Here is a 22,949-nt window from a genome sequence, read left to right on the forward strand (position 1 = left end):
AGTGCATCGTGCGCAAGATCATCGTTTCGCTTCAGGTCACTGCTGCTATCGCGCTGGGTGTTGGCGCGGCGCTATCCAACGCGCAAGGGCTTTCCACTTACGACGACGTGAACGCGCCCGTCAACAGCACGCGGTTGATGCCCAATGCGCCACGCGGCAGCGAGTATCCGACGCATGGCAACCAGCAGGCGGGGGAAATGAATCTGAATCCCACCGATCCGCGCGCGCAACTCGTCACAGGGACCCCGAATAACGCGCAATCAGGCGGGTATGGGTCGCCGCTGGCGGGGGTGCATTCGGCTGTTGCGCCGGGGCAATAGCGGTTTTGTTTTGGGTTCGGTTTGGTTGTTCTTGGCTTTGCGCTGGCATCCGCGTTTTGTTATTGGTGCTTCAAGCGTCGCCCCTGTGCGGGGCGGCACCTACTTTTCTTTGCCGCCGCAAAGAAAAGTAGGCAAAAGAAAGCGGCTCACACCGCCGGTTCTTGTGTTTGCCTGAGGGCCCCCACAGGGTCTTACGCTTCACACGGCAACCACGTGACCCACGTTCGTTGCCAGCGCTCTTGCGATGCGCCTCACCCGCTTCACCCTCCCGCGTTACAGCATGCCGCGCCACACAGTCCATCGCCGCCCAGGTGGCAAACTGTGTGTCGGCCCAAGTGCTCCACACGCCTCACTCCGGACCGATAGCGCATGCGTCCCACGCTGTAAGAGCGCTTACTTACACGACGCGACAACCTACACAGAGTTTGCCACCTGGGCGGCACATACCATTCGCTGCCGCGCACCGTTGTACGGGTGCCTGAAGCGGGTGATGCGATTGTTCGAAGCGCTGGCAACGAGCATCGGCGAGGGCACTGCCGTGTGAAGCGCGGGGACGTTGGGGGCCCGTGGATAAGAACATGGGCTGGCGGTGTGAGCCGCTTTCTTTTGCCTACTTTTCTTTGCGGCGGCAAAGAAAAGTAGGTGCCGCCCCGCACAGGGGCAACGCTTGAAGCACCAGTAACAAATCGCGGATGCCAGCGCAAAAAGCAAACTGCAAATCCCAGCACAAAAAACAAAAACCAAAAAAAGCCCGCTTGCGCGGGCAACCTTCTACCAGGAGACAAACAACAAAAAAAACCTACATCACCCTTTAGTCGCACCAAACGTCAACCCCGCGACAAAGTGCTTCTGCATCGCAAAAAACATCGCAACAGACGGCAGCGCCGCCAGAATCGAACCAGCAGACACCAGATTCCACGCCGTCGTCCATTGCCCTTTTAGCGCCGCGACACCAACCGTAATCGGCGCAGCATCGTCGCCTTGCGTGAGGCACAGCGCCCAGAAATAATCATTCCAGACGAACGTAAAAACGAGAATGGCAAGCGCGGCAAGCGCAGGACGAATCAACGGCAGCACGATACGGAAGAACACGGTCCACTCGCCCGCCCCTTCGATGCGCGCCGCTTCGACCAGTTCATACGGCAACTGCTTGATGAAGTTCCGCAGAAAGAGCGCGCAAAAACCCGTCTGAAACGAAACATGAAAAAGAATCAGCGCGCCAAGCGTATTGAAGATACCGAGGCTCAGCGACAGATCGCGCACGGGAATCATCAGAATCTGGATCGGCACGAAGTTGCCCGCGACGAAGGTCGCGAAGAGCGTCGTGTTGCCACGGAACTTGTAGATGGCCAGCGCGAAACCCGCCATCGCCGCGAGCGCGATCGAACCGACTACGGCAGGCACCGTGATCAGCACGCTGTTCCAGAAGTAATGCAGCATCGGCGACGTGGTGAGCGCTTCGCGATAGTTGTCGATGAGCGCGATGTGCTTCGGCCAGCCCCAGTAATTCCCTTCGCTCAGTTCTTCCGTCGAACGCATCGACGTAACGAGCACGGCGATCATCGGCAATAGCCAGATCAAAAGCGCAATCGGCAACGTCAGCTTGTACAACTGCCGGTTGATCGGCTTCCATTTGGCAACGGGCATCGGATACATATCGTCCCCTCCTTACTGTTCGTTGCGCAGCATGCGGCGCAGGTGATAGACGATGTACACGAGCATGATCGCGAACAGCACGACGGCAATCGATGCCGAATAGCCGATGCGGTAATACTTGATCGCCTGGTCGTACATGTAATAGGCGAGCACGGTCGAGCTTTCGAATGGCCCCCCGCCCGTCATCACCGAAATCAGATCGAAGCTGCGCAGCGCGCCAATCACCGTGACGACGATCGCCATGAACGTGACGGGCCGCAACTGCGGCAACACCACATGCCACAGCATCGACCAGCCCTTCGCGCCTTCCATGCGCGCGGCTTCGATCTGCTCGCTGTTCAGCGATGTCAGACCCGTCAGATAAAGAATCATGCAATACGCGGTCTGCGGCCATAGTGCGGCGAAGATGATGCCGAACGTCGCATAGTGTGCGTCGCCGAGCACGGGCACGCCGTGGCCGAGTATCACTGCAAAGAGGCCGAAGGTCGGATCGTAGAACCACGAGAAGATCAACCCGACCACCACGCCCGACAGTACGAACGGCGCGAAGAACAGCGACTTCACCACGCGTATGCCCGCCACCGCCTGGTTCAGATACAGCGCGACGGCAAGACCCATCGGCGGCGCGAGCAGGAACAGCACGAGCCAGATGAGGTTGTTCTTCAGCGCGGTGTAAAAAGTCGGCGCCTGAAACAGTTCGATGTAGTTCGCGAGACCGACGAAGACCTTGTCGGTCATGCCATCCCAGTTGTAGAAGCTGAGCCAGATCGACGACAGGATCGGCCAGACCACGTACACCGCGACCATGAAGCATGCGGGCGCTAGAAACAGCAGCGCGGCCTTGCGCTGCCGCCGCGCGGTGGGCGACGGGCCGCGCTTTTTGCCCGCGGCTCTGGGCGATGGCGACGCCTGCGGCTGCGACGGCGGCGTGCCGTTGATGTCCTGACGTGTAACGGAGTGCGACACGACGATTCTCCATGCAACGAGATTGCTGCTTCGCGCCGGGCTCGCATTGAATGCACGCCCGGCGCCACTGCTTCACATCCTTACTTCTTGTAGATACGCTTGCGCGTTTGCTCGAGCTGCGCAAGGATCGCATCGATCTTCGTCGGATCGGCGATGAATTGCTGCATGCCCTTCATCCCTTCGTCTGCCATTTCCTTCGTCATGTCGCGATCGTAGAACTGCGCGATGCCGCCCTTCGTGTTCGACAGAATCTGGAAACCGATCTTCGAAATGGGATCTTCCGGCTCGGGCGACTTGCTGTTCGCCGACAGCGAGCCGAGACCCGTCGCCAGCTTCGCGCCCTGCTCCGGCGTTTCGACGAACGCGAGGAACGTATGCGCGTCAGCCTTGTTCTTCGCTTTGGCCGGAATATGCAGCGATTCGACGGGACCATCTTCCGCCGTCGGCACGTTCGAGTCGATGATCGGGAACTGGAAGTAGCTCATGTTCGGCTTCACGTTCGGCGGGAAGCCGCCCGTGATGAACGTGCCCATCAGCATCATCGCAGCCTTGCCCTGGAACAGGAACGGTTGCGCCGCGTCCAGATCGTACGACAGCGAGTTGTCGATGAAATCCTTGTCGTCGAGCAACTGCTTCCACGTCGTATAGACCTTCTTCACGCGCGGATCGGTGTACGGCACTTCGCCCGCCATCAACTTCTGGTGGAACGCGTTGCCGTTGATGCGCAGGTCGAGATAGTCGAACCAGCCCGCCAGCGTCCATGCATCGCGGCCGCCCACTGCGAACGGCGTGATACCCGCCGCCTTCAGTTTCTTGCAGGCGTCCATCAACTGGTCCCACGTCTTGGGCTCCGACGCGATACCCGCCTTCTGGAACAGATCCTTGCGATAGAACAGACCCCACGAGTAGTACACGGTCGGCGCCGCGTACTGCTTGCCGTTGTACGTCGACGATTCCTTCGTCGATGCGTACATGCTGTCCCAGCCGTTCTTCTTCCAGTCGCCGCTCAGGTCCTCGAACAGACCGCGCCGCGCGTAGTACGCCATGCGCTCGCCGTTGTGCCAGTTGACGACATCGGGCGCGACGGTCGACAGCCAGCCCGGCAATTGCACCTTGTACGCTTCCTCATCGACGAACGACGCCTTCACGTCGATGTCGGGATGCGCCTTCTTGAAGTCGTCGATCACCGATTGCCACACCGCGCGCTGGCTTGCACCTTTGAACGCGATGTTGATCGTCATCGTGCCCGCTTCTGCCGTCGTCGCCGCGAACGGCGAGACGGCTGCGGCAACCGCGAGGGCGGCCGCTGCGATTGCGGTGCGCGCGTTGAATTTTCTTGCTGTCATCTTCCTGTCTCCTTGTGTCCTGGTTCTAACCTGCTGGGATCACTGCTACGTTGCGAAGTTATTCCGTGCTTTCCGTGCGATAGGCGGCGACGCCTTGCGGTTCGACCTCGTGCGCGCCGATCACGAAACGCGACGCATCGACGCCTTCGATCACATGCCGCGCATTCGTATAGTTGAAGACATACGTGAGCTTGCCGCGCCGGCTGATACGCACGCTGTCACCCAACGGCGTCGGCGTGAGCCCCGCTTCCGTCGCGATGCGCGCAAACAGCGACTCAGTCAGACGATCGTCGAACAGGCTCGCGAAGTAGTGAACGGAACCATGCTGCACATACGCGGGATGACCGTCGGCAAAACGTGCGCGCACGCCGAAGCTTCGTTCATCAGCGGCATCGATCAGATCGCGCCAATGGCGCGCCTGACCTTCGCGCAGACCGTCGCTTGCGCCGTTCACCTGCACGGGCTCCGTCACGTTCGGCCGCATCGATTCGACGCGCCATACGCGGATGGGCAACAGCGATGCGAGCGCGCCCGGCGGCAGGTTCGCGGGAATCTGCAGATCAGGTGTCTTAGAGCCCGTGCGCGGGCCGAGCACGATCTGCGCGCCCGATGCCGCGAGCCGCACCGCGAAGTCGCCCGGCACGACTGGCAACGGCGGTACGACGATCATCGCGTAGCCGTCGAGCGGCGCGTCGGCAGGAATCACATCGACGTCGAAGCCGAGCGAGCGCAGCGCCGAGTAGTACTCGAACGCGAAGCGCGGGTAATGAAAGTCCGCGCCCTGCGGATGAATTTCAAAGAGCCACTTGGCTTCGTAGTCGTAGATCAGCGCGACCTTGCTGCGCACATTCGCGTTCGCATCGGCATCGGCCGCCGACACCCTGGCGATTTCGTGCGCGACCTGCTCCGCTTCGCTGCCGCCAATATCGAGGCGATTGTCGGGCGTGTTCAGCCCGGCGTGCATCTGCTCCTGCGCGAACGGCGCCTGGCGCCACCTAAAGTAAGACACGCAGCCCGCGCCGTGCGCGAACGCTTCCCAGCTCCACAGACGCACCATGCCCGGCAGCGGCGCAGGATTCCAGTGCGCCCAGTTCACGGGACCGGGCTGCTGCTCCATCACCCAGAACGGCAGCTTCGACATGCCGCGATACACATCGTGATTGAACGACGCGAAGTCGGGATGCCCGGTGCGCAGGAACTTCGCCTTGATCTCCGGCGCGTACCACTGCTCTTCGAGCGCGCCGAGCGGATAGCTGTCCCACGTCGCCACATCGAGATCGCGCGCGACCTTGTAGTGATCGAACTCGGTGAACAGCTGCATGAAGTTGTGCGCGACAGGCCGGCCCGGCGAATGCGCGCGGATGATTTCGACCTGCATGCGGTTGTAGCGCGCGACTTCATCGGATGCGAAACGCCGGTAATCCAGCCGATGCGACGGATGCGCTTCCGTGACGGTCGCAATGGGCGCATCGATTTCGTCGAAGCTGCGGTACTCCATGCTCCAGAACACGGTGCCCCACGCGCGGTTCAATGCGTCGATGTTCTGATAACGCTCCTTGAGCCACAGGCGAAACCGCGCGACGGCAGCAGGCGAATAGCTGACCACTGTGTTGTGACAGCCGAACTCGTTATCCGTCTGCCAGTACGCGACAGCAGGATGCTTGCCGTAACGCTCCGCAACGGCCTCGCAGATCTTGCGCGACGCTTCGAAATACGACGGCGACGAAAAGTCGTAATGACGGCGCGAACCGAATGCACGCGGACGTCCATCCGCGCCCACGGGCAGAATGTCGGGATGTCGGTCGATCAGCCACTTCGGCGGCGTCGCCGTCGGCGTGCACATCACGACCTGCAGGCCAGCATCACCGAGTACGTCGATCGCACGATCGAGCCAGCCCCAATCGTATTCGCCCGGCGATGGCTCGATACGGCTCCATGCAAATTCCGCGATTCGCACCTGCTCGATGCCGAGCGCCTTCATACGGCGCGCGTCGTCTTTCCACATCGATTCCGGCCAGTGCTCCGGGTAGTAACAGACTCCTAGGCGCATGCGCATGTCCCTTATGCGTAGTGTTCGACGGAGTTGAGCGCCTTCACGGCGAATCCGTCTTCGGTGAAAAGATGGCAGGCACGGGCGGGCGCGGCGAATACCACGCGCTCACCCTGTTCGACGCGGGCGTTGCCGGGCACCTTCGCGATCAGCACGGCGCCGCCCGGTTGTTCGAGATGCACGTAGCTGTGCTCGCCCAAATGCTCGATCAGCGAAATGGTGCGCGCGAGCGTTGTATCACGTCGTGATGCATCGTCCGTGACGAGTTCGAGATGTTCCGGGCGCACGCCGAGCGTCACGGGTTGCCCGCCTTGCAAGCTGCTGCCGTCGACTTCGACGCGCAGCGTTTCATTCGTGTGATCGAGCGTGACGTCGACGCCTTGCGCGTCGATCGCCGTCACTCTGCCTGGCAGGAAGTTCATACGCGGCGAGCCGATGAAGCCCGCGACGAAGCGGCTATTGGGCCGGTGATACAGCTCGAGCGGCGCGCCGATCTGCGCGATGCTGCCGTAGCGCTCGGTGTCCTTGCCCGAATGCAGCAGCACGATCTTGTCGGCGAGTGTCATCGCTTCCGTCTGATCGTGCGTCACATAGACAACGCTTGCGGTCGCGAACTGCTTGTGCAGACGCGCGATTTCGATTCGCGTCTGGCCGCGCAAGGTCGCATCGAGATTGGACGAGGGTTCGTCGAACAGAAACACGCCAGGCTCACGCACGATCGCGCGGCCAATTGCGACGCGCTGCCGCTGCCCGCCCGACAGCGCGCGCGGCTTGCGGTCGAGCAGCGCTTCGAGCTGCAGGATGCGCGCGGCCTCCTTCACCTTGCTGTCGATTTCTGCTTTCGGCTTCTTCGCGAGCTTCAGGCCAAAGGCCATGTTCTCGTACACGCTCATGTGCGGAAACAGCGCGTAGCTCTGGAACACCATCGCAACGCCGCGCTCGGCAGCGGGCACGTCGTTGACGATGCGCCCACCGATCGACAGATCGCCGTCCGTCACGTCTTCCAGACCCGCGATCATGCGCAGCAGCGTGGACTTGCCGCAGCCCGACGGACCGAGGAACACACAAAACTCGTTTTCGCCGATCTCCAGATCGACGTTGCGGATCACGGGCGCGTTGTCTCCATACGCTTTCTGCACGCCCTTCAACGAAATGCTCGCCATCGCTTCGACTCCGTGATTTAATCAGCCCGAAGCGGAGATTAAGCGCTTAATCTGAATGGCCGAAAAAACGACCGCATTGCGATCGCTGGCCTTTCTGAAGGCCGTTTGTCGGCCGTGTAAGGCTGTCTCCGATAATTCGTTCTGTCGTTTTGCGCATGGTGCCCCGCCTTCGAAGCCAATGCAAATGATGAACGCGAGTCCCACATATTGAATAAGCGTTGCGAAACATGTCCACCTTGAGCGAAGTCGCACGGCGCGCCGGCGTCACGTCGGCCACCGTTTCGAACGTGCTGCGCAATCGCGGGCGCGTCGGCGAGCAGACGCGTCAGCGCGTCCTCGAAGCCGTCGAGGCGCTCAACTACCGTCCGCATCTTGCGGCACGCGCACTCGCCGAAGGCCGCGCGCCGACCATCGCGCTGATGGTGTCGAGCATCGCGAACCCGTTCTACCCCGAGTTTGCGCTGGCCGTCGAGCGCGCGGCGCGCACCAGCGGCCACTTCGTCATCATCTGCAACACCAATGAAGATCCGCACGCGGGCCGCGCGTATCTGGAGCAGATTGCGGGCACGCTGTCCGAAGGCGTGCTGGTGATGAACGCCAATCTCGACTTCGACGATCTGCGCAAAACGGAAGCGCGCGGCGCGCCCGTGGTGCTGTGCATGTGGGAACGTCCCGACGATCCACCCGGCCTGCCGTGCGTCGCCGTCGATTTCCGCCTTGCGGGCCAACTCGCTGCGCAGCATCTGATCGAGCTTGGGCACACGCGCATCGGCGCGGTTGTCGGCAGCAAACCCTCGGGTATTCACGCATCGCGCTACGAAGGCTTTGTCGATGCGATGCGCGAGGCGGGCCTCAAAGTACCCGCGAAAAACGTGCGTTACGCACCCGATACGACGCAAGGCGGCTATACCGCGGCGCGCGATCTGCTGGAGAAGGACCCGAAACTGACGGCCATCTTCGCGACCAACGACCTGCCCGCGCTCGGCACGATCCACGCTGCGGCCGATCTCGGGCGCGAAGTGCCGCGCGATCTGTCCGTAGTCGGCATCACCGACATTCAGCTTGCGCAGCAATCGCGTCCGCCTCTCACAACCGTCGCCGTGCCGACCGTCGAAGCCGCCGAACTCGCGGTCTCGTTGCTGCGCGAGCTGATCGAGCGGCCTTCCGGCAAGCATGGCGCGCATCAGAAAGCGCCGCGCGTATGCGTGACGTCCGAGCCGCAATTGATCGTGCGTGGTTCCACGCGCAAACGCTGAGCCCGCCGATGCTGCAAAGCTGAGCCTTTCCTCATACATCAGGCGACCAGGCATGACAGGTCCGCATCATTCGATCCTGGTCAAAATCAGTACAAACGCCTGTTGGCATCGTCCGCCACATTGGCGGGACAGAATGAGGACAAGAACCCGCAAAGGCTTGCGCGTCAAAGGCTTGCATTCCGCAGAGCGTTTGTTTATGCGGCTTTGCGCCAGCATTGAATAAAAAAATCCGCTTCAAATCATCGTCGCGCTTGTTAGACTCGAATCGACTTCCCCAAGGGTTTTCGATTCATGAACAACACAGTGGATGATCCAGAAGTCGTGCCGCGCTATCGCATCGGGGCCGTCGCCCGCATGGCGAATCTTCCCGTCGGCACGCTGCGCATCTGGGAGCGCCGCTATGGCGTCGTCGCGCCGCCCACCACGCAATCCGGGCATCGCCTGTACAGCGAAGCCGACGTGCGGCGCGTCGCGATGATCAAGGGGCTCGTCGATCGCGGCTATTCGATCGGCTCGATCGCCACGTTGCAGACGGGCGAACTCGAACGGCTCGCGTTCATGCATGTCGACAAGACGCCTGTGTCGCCGCTCACGGAGGGGCGGCCGGGCTTGCGGCTGCGCATCGTCGGCGCGGCGCTCGCGCAGACCATCCGCCAGCATCTGCACGCGATGCAGGCAGAGCTTGCAAGCGACCCGAAAGTCTTCGAGAACATGACGGCCGCGTTCACCGAACGCATGAACCAGCCCGCCGATGTGCTGATCATTCATCTGCCGTCGCTGCACGCGGACGATGTCGAGCGCGTGCTCGCACTCAGCGCGTCGACTCATGCGGAAAACATCGTCGTGGTGTATTCGTTCGCCGCCGCCAACACGATCAACCTGCTGGAACGCGTCGGCGTACGCACGATACGCGAGCCGCTCGATCAGGCATCGATCGCGCAGATGATGGGCGACATCCAGCGCAAGACGGGACAAGCCGCGATGCAGCCCGACATGCGCGAGCCCGCGCCGCAGCGGCACTACTCCGACGAGACATTGATGGCGATGGCGCATGCGTCGACCACCGTCGCATGCGAATGCCCGAAGCATCTCGCGAGCATCATCATGCAGTTGAGCGCGTTCGAGCAGTACAGCGTCAGCTGCGCTTCGCGCACGCCCGCCGACGCGCTACTGCATGTGTATCTGGCAAATATCTCGGGCCGTGCACGCGCAATGTTCGAGCATGCATTGCTGCGACTCGAACGCGAGGAACGCTGGGTGCTGGAAAATCGCTGAGACGTAAAAGCGCGTTGATGCAATGGGAGCGGCTACGCTAAACGTTTGCGCAGCCGCCCAGACTTCAGCGTTGCGAGCGCTTGTTCGCGTACATCGCACCGTCGGCTTGCGCCAGCAGGTCGTCGATACTCTGGGGGCTGTCGGGCGCAAACGTCGCCGTGCCCACGCTGCAGTGCAATTGATAAGGCGTTTGCGCGGACTGGTTGTGGCCGTCCAGCTGATGCCTGAGGCGCGCGATGGTCTGCGCCGTCCCTTCTTCGTCGGAATCGCTCAAGAGCACGACGAACTCGTCCCCGCCCAACCGGCCGATCACATCGCTGTCGCGCAATGCCGTTTTCAACACCGTTGCAAATGCAATCAACGCGCGGTCGCCTTCCGCGTGACCATACACATCGTTGATCTGCTTGAAGCCGTTCAGATCGAAGAACAGCAGCGACGCCGGTTTTTGCGCGCGCTTGCAGAGTCTGATGGCATGCTGCGCGAGTGCCTCGAAGCCTCGGCGATTCGACAGGCCCGTCAGTTCATCCGTGGTCGCGAGCTGCACGGCGGAGATTTCCTGCTCGGCCATACGCGCGAGATCGCGCAACAGCACCCGCTCTTCATCGTCCAGCGCGCGTGGCTTCACGTCGATCAGACACAGCGTGCCGAGCCGGCTGCCGTTGTCGACGGTGAGCGGATAGCCCGCGTAGAAGCGGATATTCGGGTCGCCGGTGACAAGCGGATTGTCGGCAAAGCGCACATCGAGCAACGCATCGTTCACGAGGAACAGTTCGTCGTCGAGAATCGCGTGGCCGCAGAAAGACACATCGCGCGACGTTTCCGAAGCGTCGATGCCGGGATGCGACTTGAACCACTGGCGATGACTGTCGACCAGCGTGACGGCCGCAATGGGTACGCCGAACAGGCGTCGCGCGAGCCGCGTGAGACGATCGAAACGTTCTTCGGGCGGCGTATCGAGTATATGAAGCGAGCGCAACGTTTCGACGCGTTCGCTTTCGTTATGTGGCATTGATGGTCGCAGCATTCGAGATCCGGATTAAACGCGAACGCACGATACTCCTTTAGCACCGCGCGATCCGCCGCAGGTTGAACGGAACCGGGTACAAATTCTATCCGCAGCCTGCGGTAAATGAAACGAATTAGCCCGCCCGGTCGACTCAAATGCATGCGTAATTGCCCTGGCTGAAAGCTAACCGACACCCGTCGGCCCATTCAGCACGATGCGCACCTTGCGCGCCAGTTCCGCGCGCCGATAGGGTTTGTGAATGATGTCGAACTCGCTGCCGCTCGCATCCGTCCTTTCGAGCGACGCATCGGCATAGCCCGTCGTCAGCAGCACCTTGATCTTCGGCAGCAGGCGCCGCGCCTCGCGCGCGAGCATCACGCCGTTCATGTTGCCCGGCATGATGAGGTCGGTGAACAGCAGATCGACCGTCGTGCCGTCCTGCAAAATCTCCATCGCCTCTTTCGTGTTCAGCACGACACGCGTGCGATAGCCGATCTGCTCGAGCATCGCCTGTGCGACTTCCGCCACTTCGACGCGGTCGTCGACGATCAGGATCATTTCGTTGCCCGCCTTTTCGATCGCCTTCGGCGCCGACGGACGACGCTGCGCATTGCCTTCGACAGCCGGGAAATAAAGCCGCAACGTGGTGCCGACGCCCGGCTCCGAATACAGATTCACCGCGCCGCCCGACTGCTTCGCAAAGCCATACACCATCGACAATCCGAGGCCCGTGCCCTTGCCTTCGTCTTTCGTCGTGAAGAACGGGTCCATCACCCTGTCGAGAATCTCAGGCGGAATGCCGCATCCGTTGTCGGAGATCGCGATACTCACATAGCGCCCCGTCCGCAGGTCGGCGAATCCGACCATTGCCTGATGCTCCAGTTCGACCGTTTCCGTGCGCACGGTCACGACACCGTCGCGCTGGTTCGCGAGTGCGTCGCGTGCATTGAGCAGCACGTTGAGCAAGGCGACCTCGAGTTGGGTCGAGTCGACACGGCAATTGCCGAGACCCTCTTCGTACTCGGTCTTCAGCGACACGTTCTCACCGAGCGTGCGCCGCGCGAGTTCGACCATGCTGTCGGCTAGCGTGTTCAGGTTGACGGTGCGCCCCACGAGCTTCTGCTTGCGCGCGAACGCGAGCAGTTGTTGTGTCAACGTCGTGGCTTTGGCGACTGCGCCGCGGATGCGATCGAGGCTCTGCGCCATCACCGCGTTTTGCGCATTGCCTTCGAGGCCCATCTGCAGCACATCGACATAACCCGCCATCACCTGCAGCAGATTGTTGAAGTCGTGCGCGATACCGCCTGTCAACTGCCCGAGCGCCTCCATTTTCTGAGCCTGATGCAACGCGTCTTCGGCATCGCGGCGCCGGCTCACGTCCAGTTGCGAGCCGAAGAAATACACCAGTTCGCCCTGATCGTTGAAGACGGGAGAAATGAACAACGCGTTCCAGAACGTCGACCCGTCCTTGCGATAGTTGAGAATCTCCGTCGCGATCTCGCGGCGATGCGCGACGGCATCCCGCACTTCGTCGAGAGTGGCGCGATCCGTCTCCGGCCCCTGCAAAAAACGGCAGTTGGTGCCGATGATCTCCGTCAGTTCATAGCCCGTCATGCGCAGAAACGCATGGTTCGCGAAGATCACGGGGTTGTCGGGCAGATTCGGATCGGTGACGACCATCGGCATGCGTGTCGTCGATACGGCTGCAAAGAAGATGTCGTCCCGATGATCGGTGATCTGATGCGCGCCGCTTCGAATGGTGGTGAGTGTACGGTTGGTATCCATGGCATTTGACGCAATACGGTGCGACAGCCACGGTTGTTTCGCTCGACTCTTTACGTGGGCAGTCACACTCCGGTTTGAGAAGCCGCATCGGTCTGCGCAGAGCGATGCGGAATTGCATTGCGTCCGTCAATGCGAAATTCATGCCGGGGCGAAAATGCAGCAGTAATTGCGCAACGGCTCACGAATAAAAGGGAAGAGTTACCGCGCAAAGCCGCCATGGGTCACTGGAAATGCCGGATAAGCGATGCGAGATTTCACAAAAGGAAAGGCGGATAGAAAAATTTTCAATCGGCTCTTACTGCTGGGTCCGCCGCAGCATCGACGCGTCATAGCCCAATGCGCGAACCCGTTCCAGCAGCGCGCGCTGCAGTTCGACAGCGGGCTTCGCTTCGCGCGTGAGAATCCATAGGTACGTGCCGCTCGGTTCGCCGACGATGGACCACGCGTAGTCGTCCGCGTGATCGAGCACCCAGTAGTCGCCGACATAGAACGGCCCGAAGAACGATACTTTCAGCTTTGCGTTGTCTGAATCCGGGACCACTCGGGCCTTGCCGCGCGCAACGCGCCGCAATCCATCCACACCGCCCTCGCGGCCCGTGTTGATCACGCTGATCAAGCCGTCGTCGCGCTTCGCATAGTCCGCGGTGACGAAATCGCGGCCGCGCTCGAAGCGGTTTTCATAGCGCGCGAACTCGTACCAGCGCCCCGTATAGCGGTCCACGTCGACGCTCCTGGCGGGTTCAGGCACGCGCGCATTGCCCTTTTTCCTTCTGATGACAATCGCGCATGCAACCAGCAGGCCCACGGCGACGACTGCCGCGCCAGCAATGACAGCACGCGTATGAGAACTGTTGTGCGCGATCTCCTGACTGACGTTTTCTTCGACACTCATTGGATATCAACCTCGCGGATATGAAACTCGACCCGGCGATAAAGCCGTTTAGACCTTACGCGTCTGAAAAGTTTTCGGCCAGGCGCAATACGGTGTCAGCGCAATGAATGCTTGACGGCAACCCCACCACGCAGATTCGCAATAGCCGCTATGCTCTCTCTTCTGCATTTCCATCCCGCTGCACTCAACCTCTTATAGTTTCCTTCTCGCGGAGTCGATCATGCAATACCGCAAATTCGGCCACACTGGTCTTACTGTCTCGCGTTTGTGTCTCGGTACGATGACTTTCGGCTTGCAAACCGAAGAAGACGTATCGCGCGGCATTCTCGACAAGGCGACGGACGCCGGTGTGAATTTCATCGATACGGCCGATGTCTATCCGCTAGGCGGTGGCGAAAATCTTGCGGGACGCACGGAGGAAATCATCGGGCGCTGGCTCAAGGGCAAGCGCGACCGCTTTATCCTCGCAACCAAAGCCGTCGGCAAGGTCGGTCCGCATGCGTGGAATCAGGGCGCGTCGCGCAAGCATCTGCTCGATGCCATCGACGATTCGCTGCGCCGCCTGAACACCGATTACGTCGATCTGTACCAGCTGCATTCCGACGACCGCGACACGCCGCTCGACGAAACGCTCGAAGCACTCGACGTGATCGTGCGCTCGGGCAAGGCGCGCTATATCGGCGTGTCGAACTATCTGGCGTACCGGCTCGCGCGCATGCTCGGGCGCTCGGACGTGCTGCGCACCGCGCGCTTCGTGTCGGTGCAGCCGCGCTACAACCTGCTGTTCCGGCAGATCGAACGCGAACTGCTGCCGCTCGCCGACGAAGAAAGCCTCGCCGTGATTCCCTACAATCCGCTCGCGGGCGGCCTGCTGACGGGCAAGCATCGACACGACGCGAAGCCCACGGAAGGACGCTTCACGGAAACGGTCGGCAAGGCGGGTGAGATGTACTCGGAGCGCTACTGGCACGAGCGCGAATTCAAGACCATCGAAACGCTGCGCGAGATCAACGCGAAAACGGGCGAACCGATGACGAAGACGGCGATTGCATGGGTGCTGGCGAATCCCACCATCACGTCGGCGATCATCGGCGCGAGCCGCGTCGAGCAGTTGAACGACTCGCTGGCGGCTGTCGACCTCGTGCTCGACCCCGAGATCAAGAAGCAGCTCGACGACGCGACCGTCGAATACCGCTGGGGCGATGCGCCGCGCTGAGCGTCGATGCTGCGCTAGCGTCCGTAGCGCAGCACGGTGCTGCTCGCGGCCAGCACGTGATTCGTGACGGCTGCGAGAAACGCGTCGTGATTGAGATTGGGCGGTAGCGCATCGGGCGCGAGATCGAGCGCGTAGACCTGCAATACATAGTGATGCGGCACGTCGCCGACGGGCGGGCAAGGTCCGTAATAACCGGGCTGCCCGGTGCGATTGATGCCGCTCACGCTGCCTGCGGGCGCCGATGCGCCATGCGGCATCGCGTTCATCGACGCGGGTATCCCGTACAACACCCAATGGATCACGCCAATGCCCTTGGCGCCGTCGGGATCGAAGAGCGTCACCGCAAAGCTGCGCGTACCGGATGGCGTATTGCGCCATTGCACGGCGGGCGACTGATTGCCGCCGCCGCAATTGTTCACGCCGGCTGCGTGGCTCGAATCGATGGTGCCGCCGTCGGGCGTGCCCGGCGACGTCACTTCGAAAGCCTCGGCCGCCACGGCATGCGTGAAGCCCGACGAGAGCGCCATACATAGCGCCATGGCTGCGAGCCGGGTGTGAGAGATAGTTGTTTTCATGGGACGGCTCCGTCGAAAGAGATGCGGTCACGCGTTCATGACCGCATCGGAGGAAACGAACGGCCATGCCCGTTTATTCCCCCGCCCGCTCCTTCAACGGAATACGCCCGACTTCTGGTTCGCTTCCGGCAACTGCCGCGTTTCCCGCACCGACTTCGGATGCCAGAGCCGCGCGCCGCCTTCGATACCCGCCGCGTTCGATACGGTCGCCGCATTCGACGGCAAGTCGAACGTCAGACGCTCCGCATTGCCGCCGCCGATCCACAGCTTGTCGTAGTTGACGAGCGAAGCGAGGATGGCGATCACCTTCTCGACGCGCCGGTTCCAGCGCTTGCTGCCCACCTTCTCGCGCGCCGCATTGCCGATGTACTCGTCATACGTGCGGTCCTTGCTGACGGGATGATGCGCGAGTTCGAGATGCGGCATCAGCTCGCCGTCGCGAAAGAGCGCCGTGCCCGCGCCCGTGCCCAGCGTCAGCACGAACTCGATACCATGCCCTTCGATCGCCGCGAAGCCCTGCATCTCGGCGTCGTTGATCATGCGCACGGGCAAGCCGCCTACACGCGCCGCCAGCTGATCTGCGAGCGCGAAGCCGCGCCAGCTCGCATCGCCGATATTCGGCGCGGTCAGCACGCAGTTATCGCGCACGACGCCTGGAAAACCGATCGACATCAAGGTCGGATGCTGCGCGTCGACGAGCGGCTGAACGAGCTTCGCCAGCGTATCGACGAGTTGCTGCGGCGTGCACGGATGCGGTGTCGCGACGCGCACGCGTTCGCTTTTCATGTCGCCGCCCGCGTCGATCACGGCCGCCTTCAACCCCGTGCCGCCGACATCGATCGCGAGTATCCGCTCGCCGTCGCTCCTGGCGCTGGGTCGTGTCTGTACTTTAGCTTTAGCCAAATCGTCCCCCTTTTCGTTTGTCGTCTGACGGATCTGGACAGGTCCAGACAGCACTACTCTTTGCTCTGCAACGAGCGCCACGCGCGGCCATCGCGCGCGAGCAGTTCATCGGCTTGCGCCGGCCCGCTGCTGCCCGCCGCATAGCCATGCACGGGCAACGCGCCGCCTTCGGGATGCAGCACGCGATCGACCGCGCACCATCCCGACTCGATGCTATCGGCGCGCTGGAACAGCGTCTCATCGCCGAGCATGCAGTCGTAGAGCAGCGTTTCATAGCCGACGTTCGCGCGCTCGTCGAAGAAGTCGTTGTAGTTGAACGCCGAGCGCACGGCGCCGATCTGCATCGCCGGTCCGGGCACCTTCACGTTGAAATCGAAGCGCGTGCCATGCGCGGGATCGATGCGCAGCGTGAACACGTTCGGCGTCAACGCCTCGACGGGCGTGTCGCGAAACATCAGAAACGGCACGCGCTTGAGTTGCACGGCGATCTCAGTGCGACGCGCAGTCATGCGCTTACCGGTGCGCAGATAGAACGGCACGCCTGCCCAGCGCCAGTTGTCGATGAATACGCGCGCGGCTGCGTAGGTTTCCGTCGTACTGTCGCGCGCGACGTCGGGTTCGTCGCGATAGCCAATGCCCGTATCGCCCTTTTCATACTGGCCGAGCACGACATCGTCGCGCTTGAGCGGCTCGATGGCGGCGAACAGTTCGGCCTTCTTGTCGCGCACGGCTTCGGCATCGAACGAATTGGGCGGCTCCAGCGCGACCATCGCGAGCAACTGGAACAGATGATTCGGCAGCATGTCGCGGAATGCGCCCGTCTGCTCGTAGAACTTGCCGCGCCCTTCGACGCCGAGCGTTTCAGCCGCCGTGATCTGCACGCTGTCGATATACTCGCGCCGCCACACGGGCTCGAACATCGCATTCGCGAAGCGCACGGCAAGGATGCTCTGCACGGTGTCCTTGCCGAGAAAATGATCGATGCGATAGACCTGCGATTCGTTCGCGAAACTGAGAATGTGCGCATTGAGATCGCGCGCGGATGCGAGGTCCGTGCCGAACGGCTTTTCGATCACGAGACGCCGGAAGCTCCCCTTGCGCTGCGAGTCTTCTTTCAGCAAGCCGTGCTTGCCGAGACGCTCGACGATCGGCCTGAAAAACCGCGCGCCCACCGCGAGGTAGAAGATTGCGTTGCCGTGCGACGTTTTCTCGATGCGCTGCTTGAGCGCCTCGAATACATCGTCGGTCTCGAATTCGCCCGCCATGTACTCCATGCGCGATGAAAGCCACTTCCAGGCTTTCTCGTCGACCTTGCCGGTATGCGCTTCGCTCGCCTTGTCGGCGGCGAACTGCTGCAGCGACTGGCCGAGATCGCCGAGCCACTCCTTCGTTTCGCGCTCACCGTGATTGACGCCGATGATGTTCATGCCATCGTCGAGCAGGCCGTCGACCGTCAGGTTGTACAGCGAGGGCGTCAGGAGCCGCTTGGTCAGATCGCCGCCCGCGCCGAAGATGACCAGCGTGCATGGCGGCGCAGGCCGCTTGCCGGCGGGACCCGCGGCGGGCGCATGCGGCCCTGCGCCGATCTTGCAGCTTGCTGACGAGGCAGTCGATGTAGCGTCGTTTGCGTCATTGGACATGGCAGTGTTCCATGAATGAGCCATACGGTTGGCGATATCTGAAAGACCCGCCGTCATGCCGCACAGTTCAATCGAACTGCGGCATCAGCTGCGGGCAGCGCGACCTATTTCACCGACGCCGCCACTTCGGCGTCCTGCGTCTCGCCCGCCGCAGGCACGGAGCCCGAGCTTGCGAGTTCGCGCGGCTGCAGCAGCAACGCGACGAGACCCGACCATCCCGTCTGATGCGACGCGCCCACGCCGCGTCCGTTATCGCCATGAAAGTATTCGTGAAAGAGTACGAGATCCTGCGAGCGCGGGTCCGCCTGCAACAGCGGATACGCGGCCATTACCGGACGTTCGTTGTTCTTGTCCTTCAGGAACAGCGTGGTCGTGCGATGCGCGAGCGCGTCGGCGATTTCGGACAATGAAAGCTGCTTGCCCGATCCCGTCGGGTACTCGACGCGAAAATCGTCGCCGTAATAGCGATGAAATTCATACAGCGACTCGATCAGCAGATAGTTGACGGGCATCCAGACCGGCCCGCGCCAGTTCGAATTGCCGCCGAATACGCGCGAATCCGATTCGGCGGGCAAGTACTTCACACAGAAGCTCTGGCCATTGTGCTGATACACATACGGTTGATCGCGATGCACACGCGACAGTGCGCGTATGCCGTGGTCGGACAGGAACTCGGCTTCGTCGAGCGCGCGCTTGAGCAGCGCTTTCATCCGATGCCCGCGCAACAGCGAAAGCAGCAGGCTGTTGCCGCGCCCCGGCTCGTTCCAGCGCGACACCAGCCGCGCGAGATCGGGCTTGTTGCGCAGGAACCAGACGAGGCGGTCGCGCAGACCGGGCAGCGAGCCATGCAGACGCTCTTCGAGCACATGTACGGCAATTAGCGGAATCAGGCCGACAATCGAGCGCACCCGCATCGGCACATTAGAGCCGTCGGGCAGGCGCAGCTTGTCATAGAAGAATTCGTCCTCGCTGTCCCACAGGCCCGTATCGCAGTTGTCTTCGCAACTCACCGCCTGCGCGATATACAGGAAGTGCTCGAAGAACTTCACGCCAATATCGACGAACACATGGTTCGCAAACGCGAGTTCAAGCGCGATGCGCATCAGGTCGAGCGCATACGCGGCCATCCATGCGGTGCCGTCGGCCTGATCGATATGGCCGCCCGTCGGCAGCGGCGACGAACGGTCGAAAATGCCGACGTTGTCGAGTCCGAGAAAACCGCCCTGGAAGATATTGCGGCCGTCAGCGTCTTTGCGGTTCACCCACCACGCGAAGTTGAGCAGCAGCTTGTGGAAGACCAGTTCGAGAAAATCGCGGTCGCCCTTGCCCGTCAGCGCGCGATCGATTTCATACACACGCCACGCCGCCCATGCATGCACGGGCGGATTGGCATCGCTGAACGCCCATTCGTAGGCGGGGATCTGCCCGTTTGGGTGCATGTAGCGATCCTTCACGAGCAGCAGCAACTGGCGCTTCGCAAACGCAGGATCGATCAGCGCAAATGCGGCGGCATGAAACGCGAGATCCCATGACGCGTACCACGGATACTCCCACTTGTCGGGCATCGACACGATGTCCGCGTTGCACAAGTGCCGCCAGTCGCGATTGCGTCCCTGCTTGCGCGATGCGGGCGGCGTCGGCTGCGAAGGGTCGCCGTCCATCCAGCGCTCGACGTCGAACTGGTAGTACTGCTTCGACCACAGCATGCCCGCCAGCGCCTGGCGCTGCACGAGGCGCTCGTCCATGCCTTCGATATGGTGCTGCAACGCCGCATAGAACGCATCGGCTTCAGCGATGCGCTGCGCGAACAGTTGCTCGGCATCGAGCGGTGTTTCATCGGGACAGAACTCGGGACGCCAACGCAGATAGACGACAGCCGTGCCATGGGGCGGCAGATTCAGCGGTACGTGCGCAGCCGCTTTGGTGCCCGCGTCGCGACGGATCGCGTCGGCGTCGCCATGTACGAGGTAGTCGTTGAAGCCGTCCTTGAACGGGCCTTCGGCCTCCATGTTGAAATGGCGCCGTACATTCGTATCGTTCTCGCAGAACAGCCATTCGAAAACAGTCGTATCGGGCGACCATGCCGTCGCCACCATCGGCTCGTGTCCGGGGTGCGTGCCGAGCAGACGCGTGACGCCGTGCACCGTTTCCTTCGTGAGCTTCGGGCGCTCGTCGTTCTCCTTCCACGACCATTTGTTGCGTGCCCAGATTTGCGGCAGCAGATCGAGACAGGCGGATTCGTCCGCCCGGTTCTCGACGGTGACGCGCATCACGATGTCTTCGGGCGTGTTCTTTGCGTACTCGACGGTCACGTCGAAATAGCGCAAGTCGTCGAAGATGCCTGTATCAAGTACTTCATATTCCGGCAGGTCCGCGCCGCGCCGCCGGTTCTCTTCGACGAGATCCTGATACGGAAACGCGCCATGCGGGTACTTGTAGAGCATCCGCATATACGAATGCGTCGGCGTGCCGTCGAGATAGAAATACAGTTCCTTGACGTCCTCGCCGTGATTGCCTTCCTGGTTCGTGAGGCCGAACAGGCGTTCCTTGAGGATGGGATCGGCGCGGTTCCACATGGCGATGGACACGCACCAGTTCAACGTGTCGTCGCCGAAACCCGCGATGCCGTCCTCACCCCAGCGGTAGGCGCGGCTGCGGGCGTGATCGTGAGGAAAATAGTCCCAAGCGGTGCCGTTCGGGCTGTAATCCTCGCGCACGGTGCCCCACTGACGCTCGCTCAGATAGGGACCCCAGCGCTGCCATCGCGCGCACTCGCTGGAGTGCAGACGTATTCCTTCGACGGTGGCAAGCAGGTTTCCGGCGCGCAGCGGAGGCATGGCAGCGTCCTCGTCTCTCGTGTGACGGTGGGAGTCACATCGTAGCGCGGTTTGGGGTGTTCGCGTCGGGGAGGTTGGCATGGGCACCTTCGCCCAACAAAACCCCCAAACGCACCCGCTCCCCCAGCGACCACGCCTGAAACGGCGTGCCGCCCGGCGCGTGTGGTGCGTCGCCCTCCGCGACTTCCGAGATGTGATCGAGGCCCGCGCGATCCAGATGCGCGTCGAGCGGCGCGAGAAAGCGCGTGCGCGCCGCGCTGCGGGCCGACTCATCGGGACGTTGCACGCGCAGCCATGCCTCGACGAATGGCCCGAGCAACCATGGCCACACTGTCCCCTGGTGATACGCACCGTCGCGCTCGAACGGCGCGCCCGCATAGCGCCCGCGATACGCCGGATCTTCCGGCGACAACGTGCGCAAACCCAGCGGCGTCAGCAGATGCGCTTCGACCTGCGCAACAATGGCGCGCGCCGTTTCACCTTCGACCAGCGCAAACGGCAAGCCGCCTGCCGCGAAAATCTGATTGGGCCGGATCGATCTGTCGGCCGTGCCGGACACATGGTCGACGTCGACGTTATCGAACAGCGCGCCCGTTTGCGAATCGACGAAGCGTTGCGCAAACGAGGCCGCCACACGCCCCGCAGCTTCAGTCCATCGCGCGTTCCACTGTGCTGCAATGCGCAATGCGTTGAACCACAACGCCTGGACTTCAACCGGCTTGCCGATGCGCGGCGTCACCACCCAGTCGCCGACCTTCGCATCCATCCACGTGAGCTGCACGCCGGGCACGCCCGCGCGCAGCAGGCCATCGTCGTCGGCGCGGATGCCGTAGCGCGTGCCTTGTGTGTAGCCGGCCAGGATCGTATCGACGGCTTCCTGCAGGCGCGCGCGCGTCGTATCCGATGCATGCCCTGTCGCCAGATAGTCGTGCACGGCAATCGCAAACCAGAGCGACGCATCGACCGAGTTGTATTCCGGCTCGTCGCCGTAATCGGGAAAGCGGTTCGGACACATGCCTTGCGAAATCGTGCCCGCCCAGGCGAGGAGGATCGACTCGGCTTCCGCGAGCCGCCCCGTGGCGATCAGCAGTCCGCGCATCGCGATGAACGTATCGCGGCCCCAGTCGGTGAACCACGGAAAACCGGCGACGATCGTGCGGCCCGCCGAACGCGCAACGACATAGACATCAGCGGACCGATGCAGGCGCGAAGCGAAAGAAACACGGCGATTCGTTTCGGTCTCGGCAAGTGCGTTCGCGTGTTCCATCGCGGCGGCGTGCGCAACAGGCGACGACTGGTTCGCCACGTCCGCGCTCAATATCATGACGGCCGCATCCGAACGAACATCGAACGTGAACACGCCGGGCGTCGCAAGGTCTTCTGTGAAGTCGAGGCCACGCTCACGTTCGCGCACGTAGCAGAAGTTGCGATACCAGTCGGGTGCGTGCTCATACGCGCCGTTCGTGACGACGCGAATCACAGGCAGATCGTGATACGGCTGCCACGCCACATGTTCGCCATCGACAGAAGCAGAAAAATCGAAAGCGCCGTTCTCGTGATGCAGCGCGTGATAATCGCGGCCCGACAGTAACGGACGAACGTGCAGCGTGATCGCATCGTCGCCCTTCGCTTCGCCATCGTTGAGAGCCACGCGCCAGCGCAACACCGTTTCGCAGGTCGCTTTCGCGACGAACGTTTCCGCGATCACACACGTCTGCGCATCGATGCGAAAACGCCATGTCGGCCACGGCGTCGTATCGAACGAGATCAGACTCGCAGCAATGTCGGGATAGACGATATCGGGCGCGTAACGCTGCATCGACAGCGGCGTGCGCACGCCCTTCGTCTCGATCCACGCCTCGATGCCGTTGACGAGCACGATACGGCCCGCTGGCGCACGCGTCGCCGTCAGCAGCAGTGCGTGATAGCGGCGCGTGCGCAGCATGCCGAGCGTGCCCGACGCAAAGCCGCCAAAGCCGTCGGCCTCGAGCCATTCGTCTTCCAGCCGTTCGTGATCGAAAGGAGATTCGACGCGTGTCATCGCAGTGGCCGCCGTGCACGGG

At 62.0% G+C, this 22,949-nt stretch carries 17 protein-coding genes; 4 read left to right on the forward strand and 13 right to left on the reverse strand.

From position 1 onward, the window contains the following. The first annotated feature begins 8 nt into the window (after positions 1-8). On the forward strand, positions 9-320 hold the full coding sequence (locus PPGU16_RS12810) for a hypothetical protein (protein ID WP_180720313.1): 312 nt from the start codon (positions 9-11) through the stop codon (positions 318-320). Positions 321-1,124: 804 nt separating this feature from the next. On the opposite strand, the gene PPGU16_RS12815 is transcribed toward PPGU16_RS12810, so the two are convergent. From PPGU16_RS12815 to PPGU16_RS12835, 5 genes are all read right to left on the reverse strand, one after another. Continuing rightward, the gene (locus tag PPGU16_RS12815; protein WP_180720314.1) at positions 1,125-1,976 is read right to left on the reverse strand and encodes a carbohydrate ABC transporter permease; all 852 of its coding nucleotides are present in this window, start codon (positions 1,974-1,976) and stop codon (positions 1,125-1,127) included. Between the two features lie 12 nt (positions 1,977-1,988). Then, complete coding sequence (locus tag PPGU16_RS12820; protein WP_180720315.1) at positions 1,989-2,942, reverse strand: carbohydrate ABC transporter permease; 954 nt, start codon at positions 2,940-2,942, stop codon at positions 1,989-1,991. A gap of 80 nt (positions 2,943-3,022) precedes the next feature. Next, a complete protein-coding gene (locus PPGU16_RS12825; RefSeq protein WP_180720316.1) occupies positions 3,023-4,288 on the reverse strand; it encodes an ABC transporter substrate-binding protein in 1,266 nt (421 codons plus the stop codon). Between the two features lie 58 nt (positions 4,289-4,346). Next, the gene (locus PPGU16_RS12830) at positions 4,347-6,338 is read right to left on the reverse strand and encodes a beta-galactosidase (RefSeq protein WP_180720317.1); all 1,992 of its coding nucleotides are present in this window, start codon (positions 6,336-6,338) and stop codon (positions 4,347-4,349) included. 11 nt (positions 6,339-6,349) lie between these two features. Continuing rightward, entirely contained in the window at positions 6,350-7,501 is a 1,152-nt protein-coding gene (locus PPGU16_RS12835) for an ABC transporter ATP-binding protein (RefSeq protein ID WP_180720318.1), read from the reverse strand. A gap of 227 nt (positions 7,502-7,728) precedes the next feature. On the opposite strand from PPGU16_RS12835, the gene PPGU16_RS12840 reads away from it, so the two are divergent. Both PPGU16_RS12840 and PPGU16_RS12845 read left to right on the forward strand, forming a co-directional pair. Continuing rightward, positions 7,729-8,757: a LacI family DNA-binding transcriptional regulator gene (locus PPGU16_RS12840; RefSeq protein WP_180720319.1), complete on the forward strand. Its 1,029-nt coding sequence runs from the start codon at positions 7,729-7,731 to the stop codon at positions 8,755-8,757. 291 nt (positions 8,758-9,048) lie between these two features. Next, complete coding sequence (locus PPGU16_RS12845; RefSeq protein ID WP_180720320.1) at positions 9,049-10,032, forward strand: MerR family transcriptional regulator; 984 nt, start codon at positions 9,049-9,051, stop codon at positions 10,030-10,032. Between the two features lie 64 nt (positions 10,033-10,096). On the opposite strand, the gene PPGU16_RS12850 is transcribed toward PPGU16_RS12845, so the two are convergent. The 3 genes from PPGU16_RS12850 to PPGU16_RS12860 all read right to left on the reverse strand — a co-directional run bounded on the left by PPGU16_RS12850 (position 10,097) and on the right by PPGU16_RS12860 (position 13,715). After that, a complete protein-coding gene (locus PPGU16_RS12850) occupies positions 10,097-11,056 on the reverse strand; it encodes a sensor domain-containing diguanylate cyclase (protein WP_180720321.1) in 960 nt (319 codons plus the stop codon). A 165-nt stretch (positions 11,057-11,221) separates the two neighbouring features. Next, positions 11,222-12,823 (reverse strand): hybrid sensor histidine kinase/response regulator, encoded by a 1,602-nt coding sequence (locus PPGU16_RS12855; protein WP_180720322.1) that lies wholly within the window; start codon positions 12,821-12,823, stop codon positions 11,222-11,224. 295 nt (positions 12,824-13,118) lie between these two features. After that, on the reverse strand, positions 13,119-13,715 hold the full coding sequence (locus PPGU16_RS12860; RefSeq protein WP_180720323.1) for a lipocalin family protein: 597 nt from the start codon (positions 13,713-13,715) through the stop codon (positions 13,119-13,121). A 220-nt stretch (positions 13,716-13,935) separates the two neighbouring features. Here PPGU16_RS12860 and PPGU16_RS12865 point away from each other — a divergent pair, with 220 nt between their 5' ends. Next, entirely contained in the window at positions 13,936-14,931 is a 996-nt protein-coding gene (locus PPGU16_RS12865; protein ID WP_180720324.1) for an aldo/keto reductase, read from the forward strand. A 14-nt stretch (positions 14,932-14,945) separates the two neighbouring features. Here PPGU16_RS12865 and PPGU16_RS12870 read toward each other — a convergent pair whose 3' ends face one another. The 5 genes from PPGU16_RS12870 to PPGU16_RS12890 form a co-directional block, all read right to left on the reverse strand. Beyond that, a complete protein-coding gene (locus PPGU16_RS12870; protein WP_238271412.1) occupies positions 14,946-15,458 on the reverse strand; it encodes a YbhB/YbcL family Raf kinase inhibitor-like protein in 513 nt (170 codons plus the stop codon). Between the two features lie 141 nt (positions 15,459-15,599). Beyond that, positions 15,600-16,409, reverse strand: coding sequence for an ROK family protein (locus tag PPGU16_RS12875; RefSeq protein ID WP_180720326.1), 810 nt, complete (start codon positions 16,407-16,409; stop codon positions 15,600-15,602). Between the two features lie 53 nt (positions 16,410-16,462). Beyond that, positions 16,463-18,049, reverse strand: a complete 1,587-nt coding sequence (zwf, locus tag PPGU16_RS12880; RefSeq protein WP_180720327.1) for a glucose-6-phosphate dehydrogenase — start codon at positions 18,047-18,049, stop codon at positions 16,463-16,465. Between the two features lie 104 nt (positions 18,050-18,153). After that, complete coding sequence (locus PPGU16_RS12885) at positions 18,154-20,886, reverse strand: MGH1-like glycoside hydrolase domain-containing protein (protein ID WP_180720328.1); 2,733 nt, start codon at positions 20,884-20,886, stop codon at positions 18,154-18,156. A 34-nt stretch (positions 20,887-20,920) separates the two neighbouring features. Next, a complete protein-coding gene (locus PPGU16_RS12890) occupies positions 20,921-22,927 on the reverse strand; it encodes an amylo-alpha-1,6-glucosidase (protein ID WP_180720329.1) in 2,007 nt (668 codons plus the stop codon). Positions 22,928-22,949 lie beyond the last annotated feature (22 nt).

Origin of the sequence: Paraburkholderia largidicola, from assembly GCF_013426895.1 — a bacterium.
Taxonomy (GTDB): Bacteria; Pseudomonadota; Gammaproteobacteria; order Burkholderiales; family Burkholderiaceae; genus Paraburkholderia; species Paraburkholderia largidicola.

Excerpts from the sequence above, each read along its gene's own strand:
- PPGU16_RS12815 (WP_180720314.1), bottom strand. The coding sequence starts at position 1,976 with ATGTATCCGATGCCCGTTGCCAAATGGAAGCCGATCAACCGGCAGTTG.
- PPGU16_RS12825 (WP_180720316.1), bottom strand. The coding sequence starts at position 4,288 with ATGACAGCAAGAAAATTCAACGCGCGCACCGCAATCGCAGCGGCCGCC.
- PPGU16_RS12830 (WP_180720317.1), bottom strand. The coding sequence starts at position 6,338 with ATGCGCCTAGGAGTCTGTTACTACCCGGAGCACTGGCCGGAATCGATG.
- PPGU16_RS12835 (WP_180720318.1), bottom strand. The coding sequence starts at position 7,501 with ATGGCGAGCATTTCGTTGAAGGGCGTGCAGAAAGCGTATGGAGACAAC.
- PPGU16_RS12840 (WP_180720319.1), top strand. The coding sequence starts at position 7,729 with ATGTCCACCTTGAGCGAAGTCGCACGGCGCGCCGGCGTCACGTCGGCC.
- PPGU16_RS12845 (WP_180720320.1), top strand. The coding sequence starts at position 9,049 with ATGAACAACACAGTGGATGATCCAGAAGTCGTGCCGCGCTATCGCATC.
- PPGU16_RS12850 (WP_180720321.1), bottom strand. The coding sequence starts at position 11,056 with ATGCTGCGACCATCAATGCCACATAACGAAAGCGAACGCGTCGAAACG.
- PPGU16_RS12855 (WP_180720322.1), bottom strand. The coding sequence starts at position 12,823 with ATGGATACCAACCGTACACTCACCACCATTCGAAGCGGCGCGCATCAG.
- PPGU16_RS12860 (WP_180720323.1), bottom strand. The coding sequence starts at position 13,715 with ATGAGTGTCGAAGAAAACGTCAGTCAGGAGATCGCGCACAACAGTTCT.
- PPGU16_RS12865 (WP_180720324.1), top strand. The coding sequence starts at position 13,936 with ATGCAATACCGCAAATTCGGCCACACTGGTCTTACTGTCTCGCGTTTG.
- PPGU16_RS12870 (WP_238271412.1), bottom strand. The coding sequence starts at position 15,458 with ATGGCGCTCTCGTCGGGCTTCACGCATGCCGTGGCGGCCGAGGCTTTC.
- zwf (WP_180720327.1), bottom strand. The coding sequence starts at position 18,049 with ATGTCCAATGACGCAAACGACGCTACATCGACTGCCTCGTCAGCAAGC.
- PPGU16_RS12885 (WP_180720328.1), bottom strand. The coding sequence starts at position 20,886 with ATGCCTCCGCTGCGCGCCGGAAACCTGCTTGCCACCGTCGAAGGAATA.
- PPGU16_RS12890 (WP_180720329.1), bottom strand. The coding sequence starts at position 22,927 with ATGACACGCGTCGAATCTCCTTTCGATCACGAACGGCTGGAAGACGAA.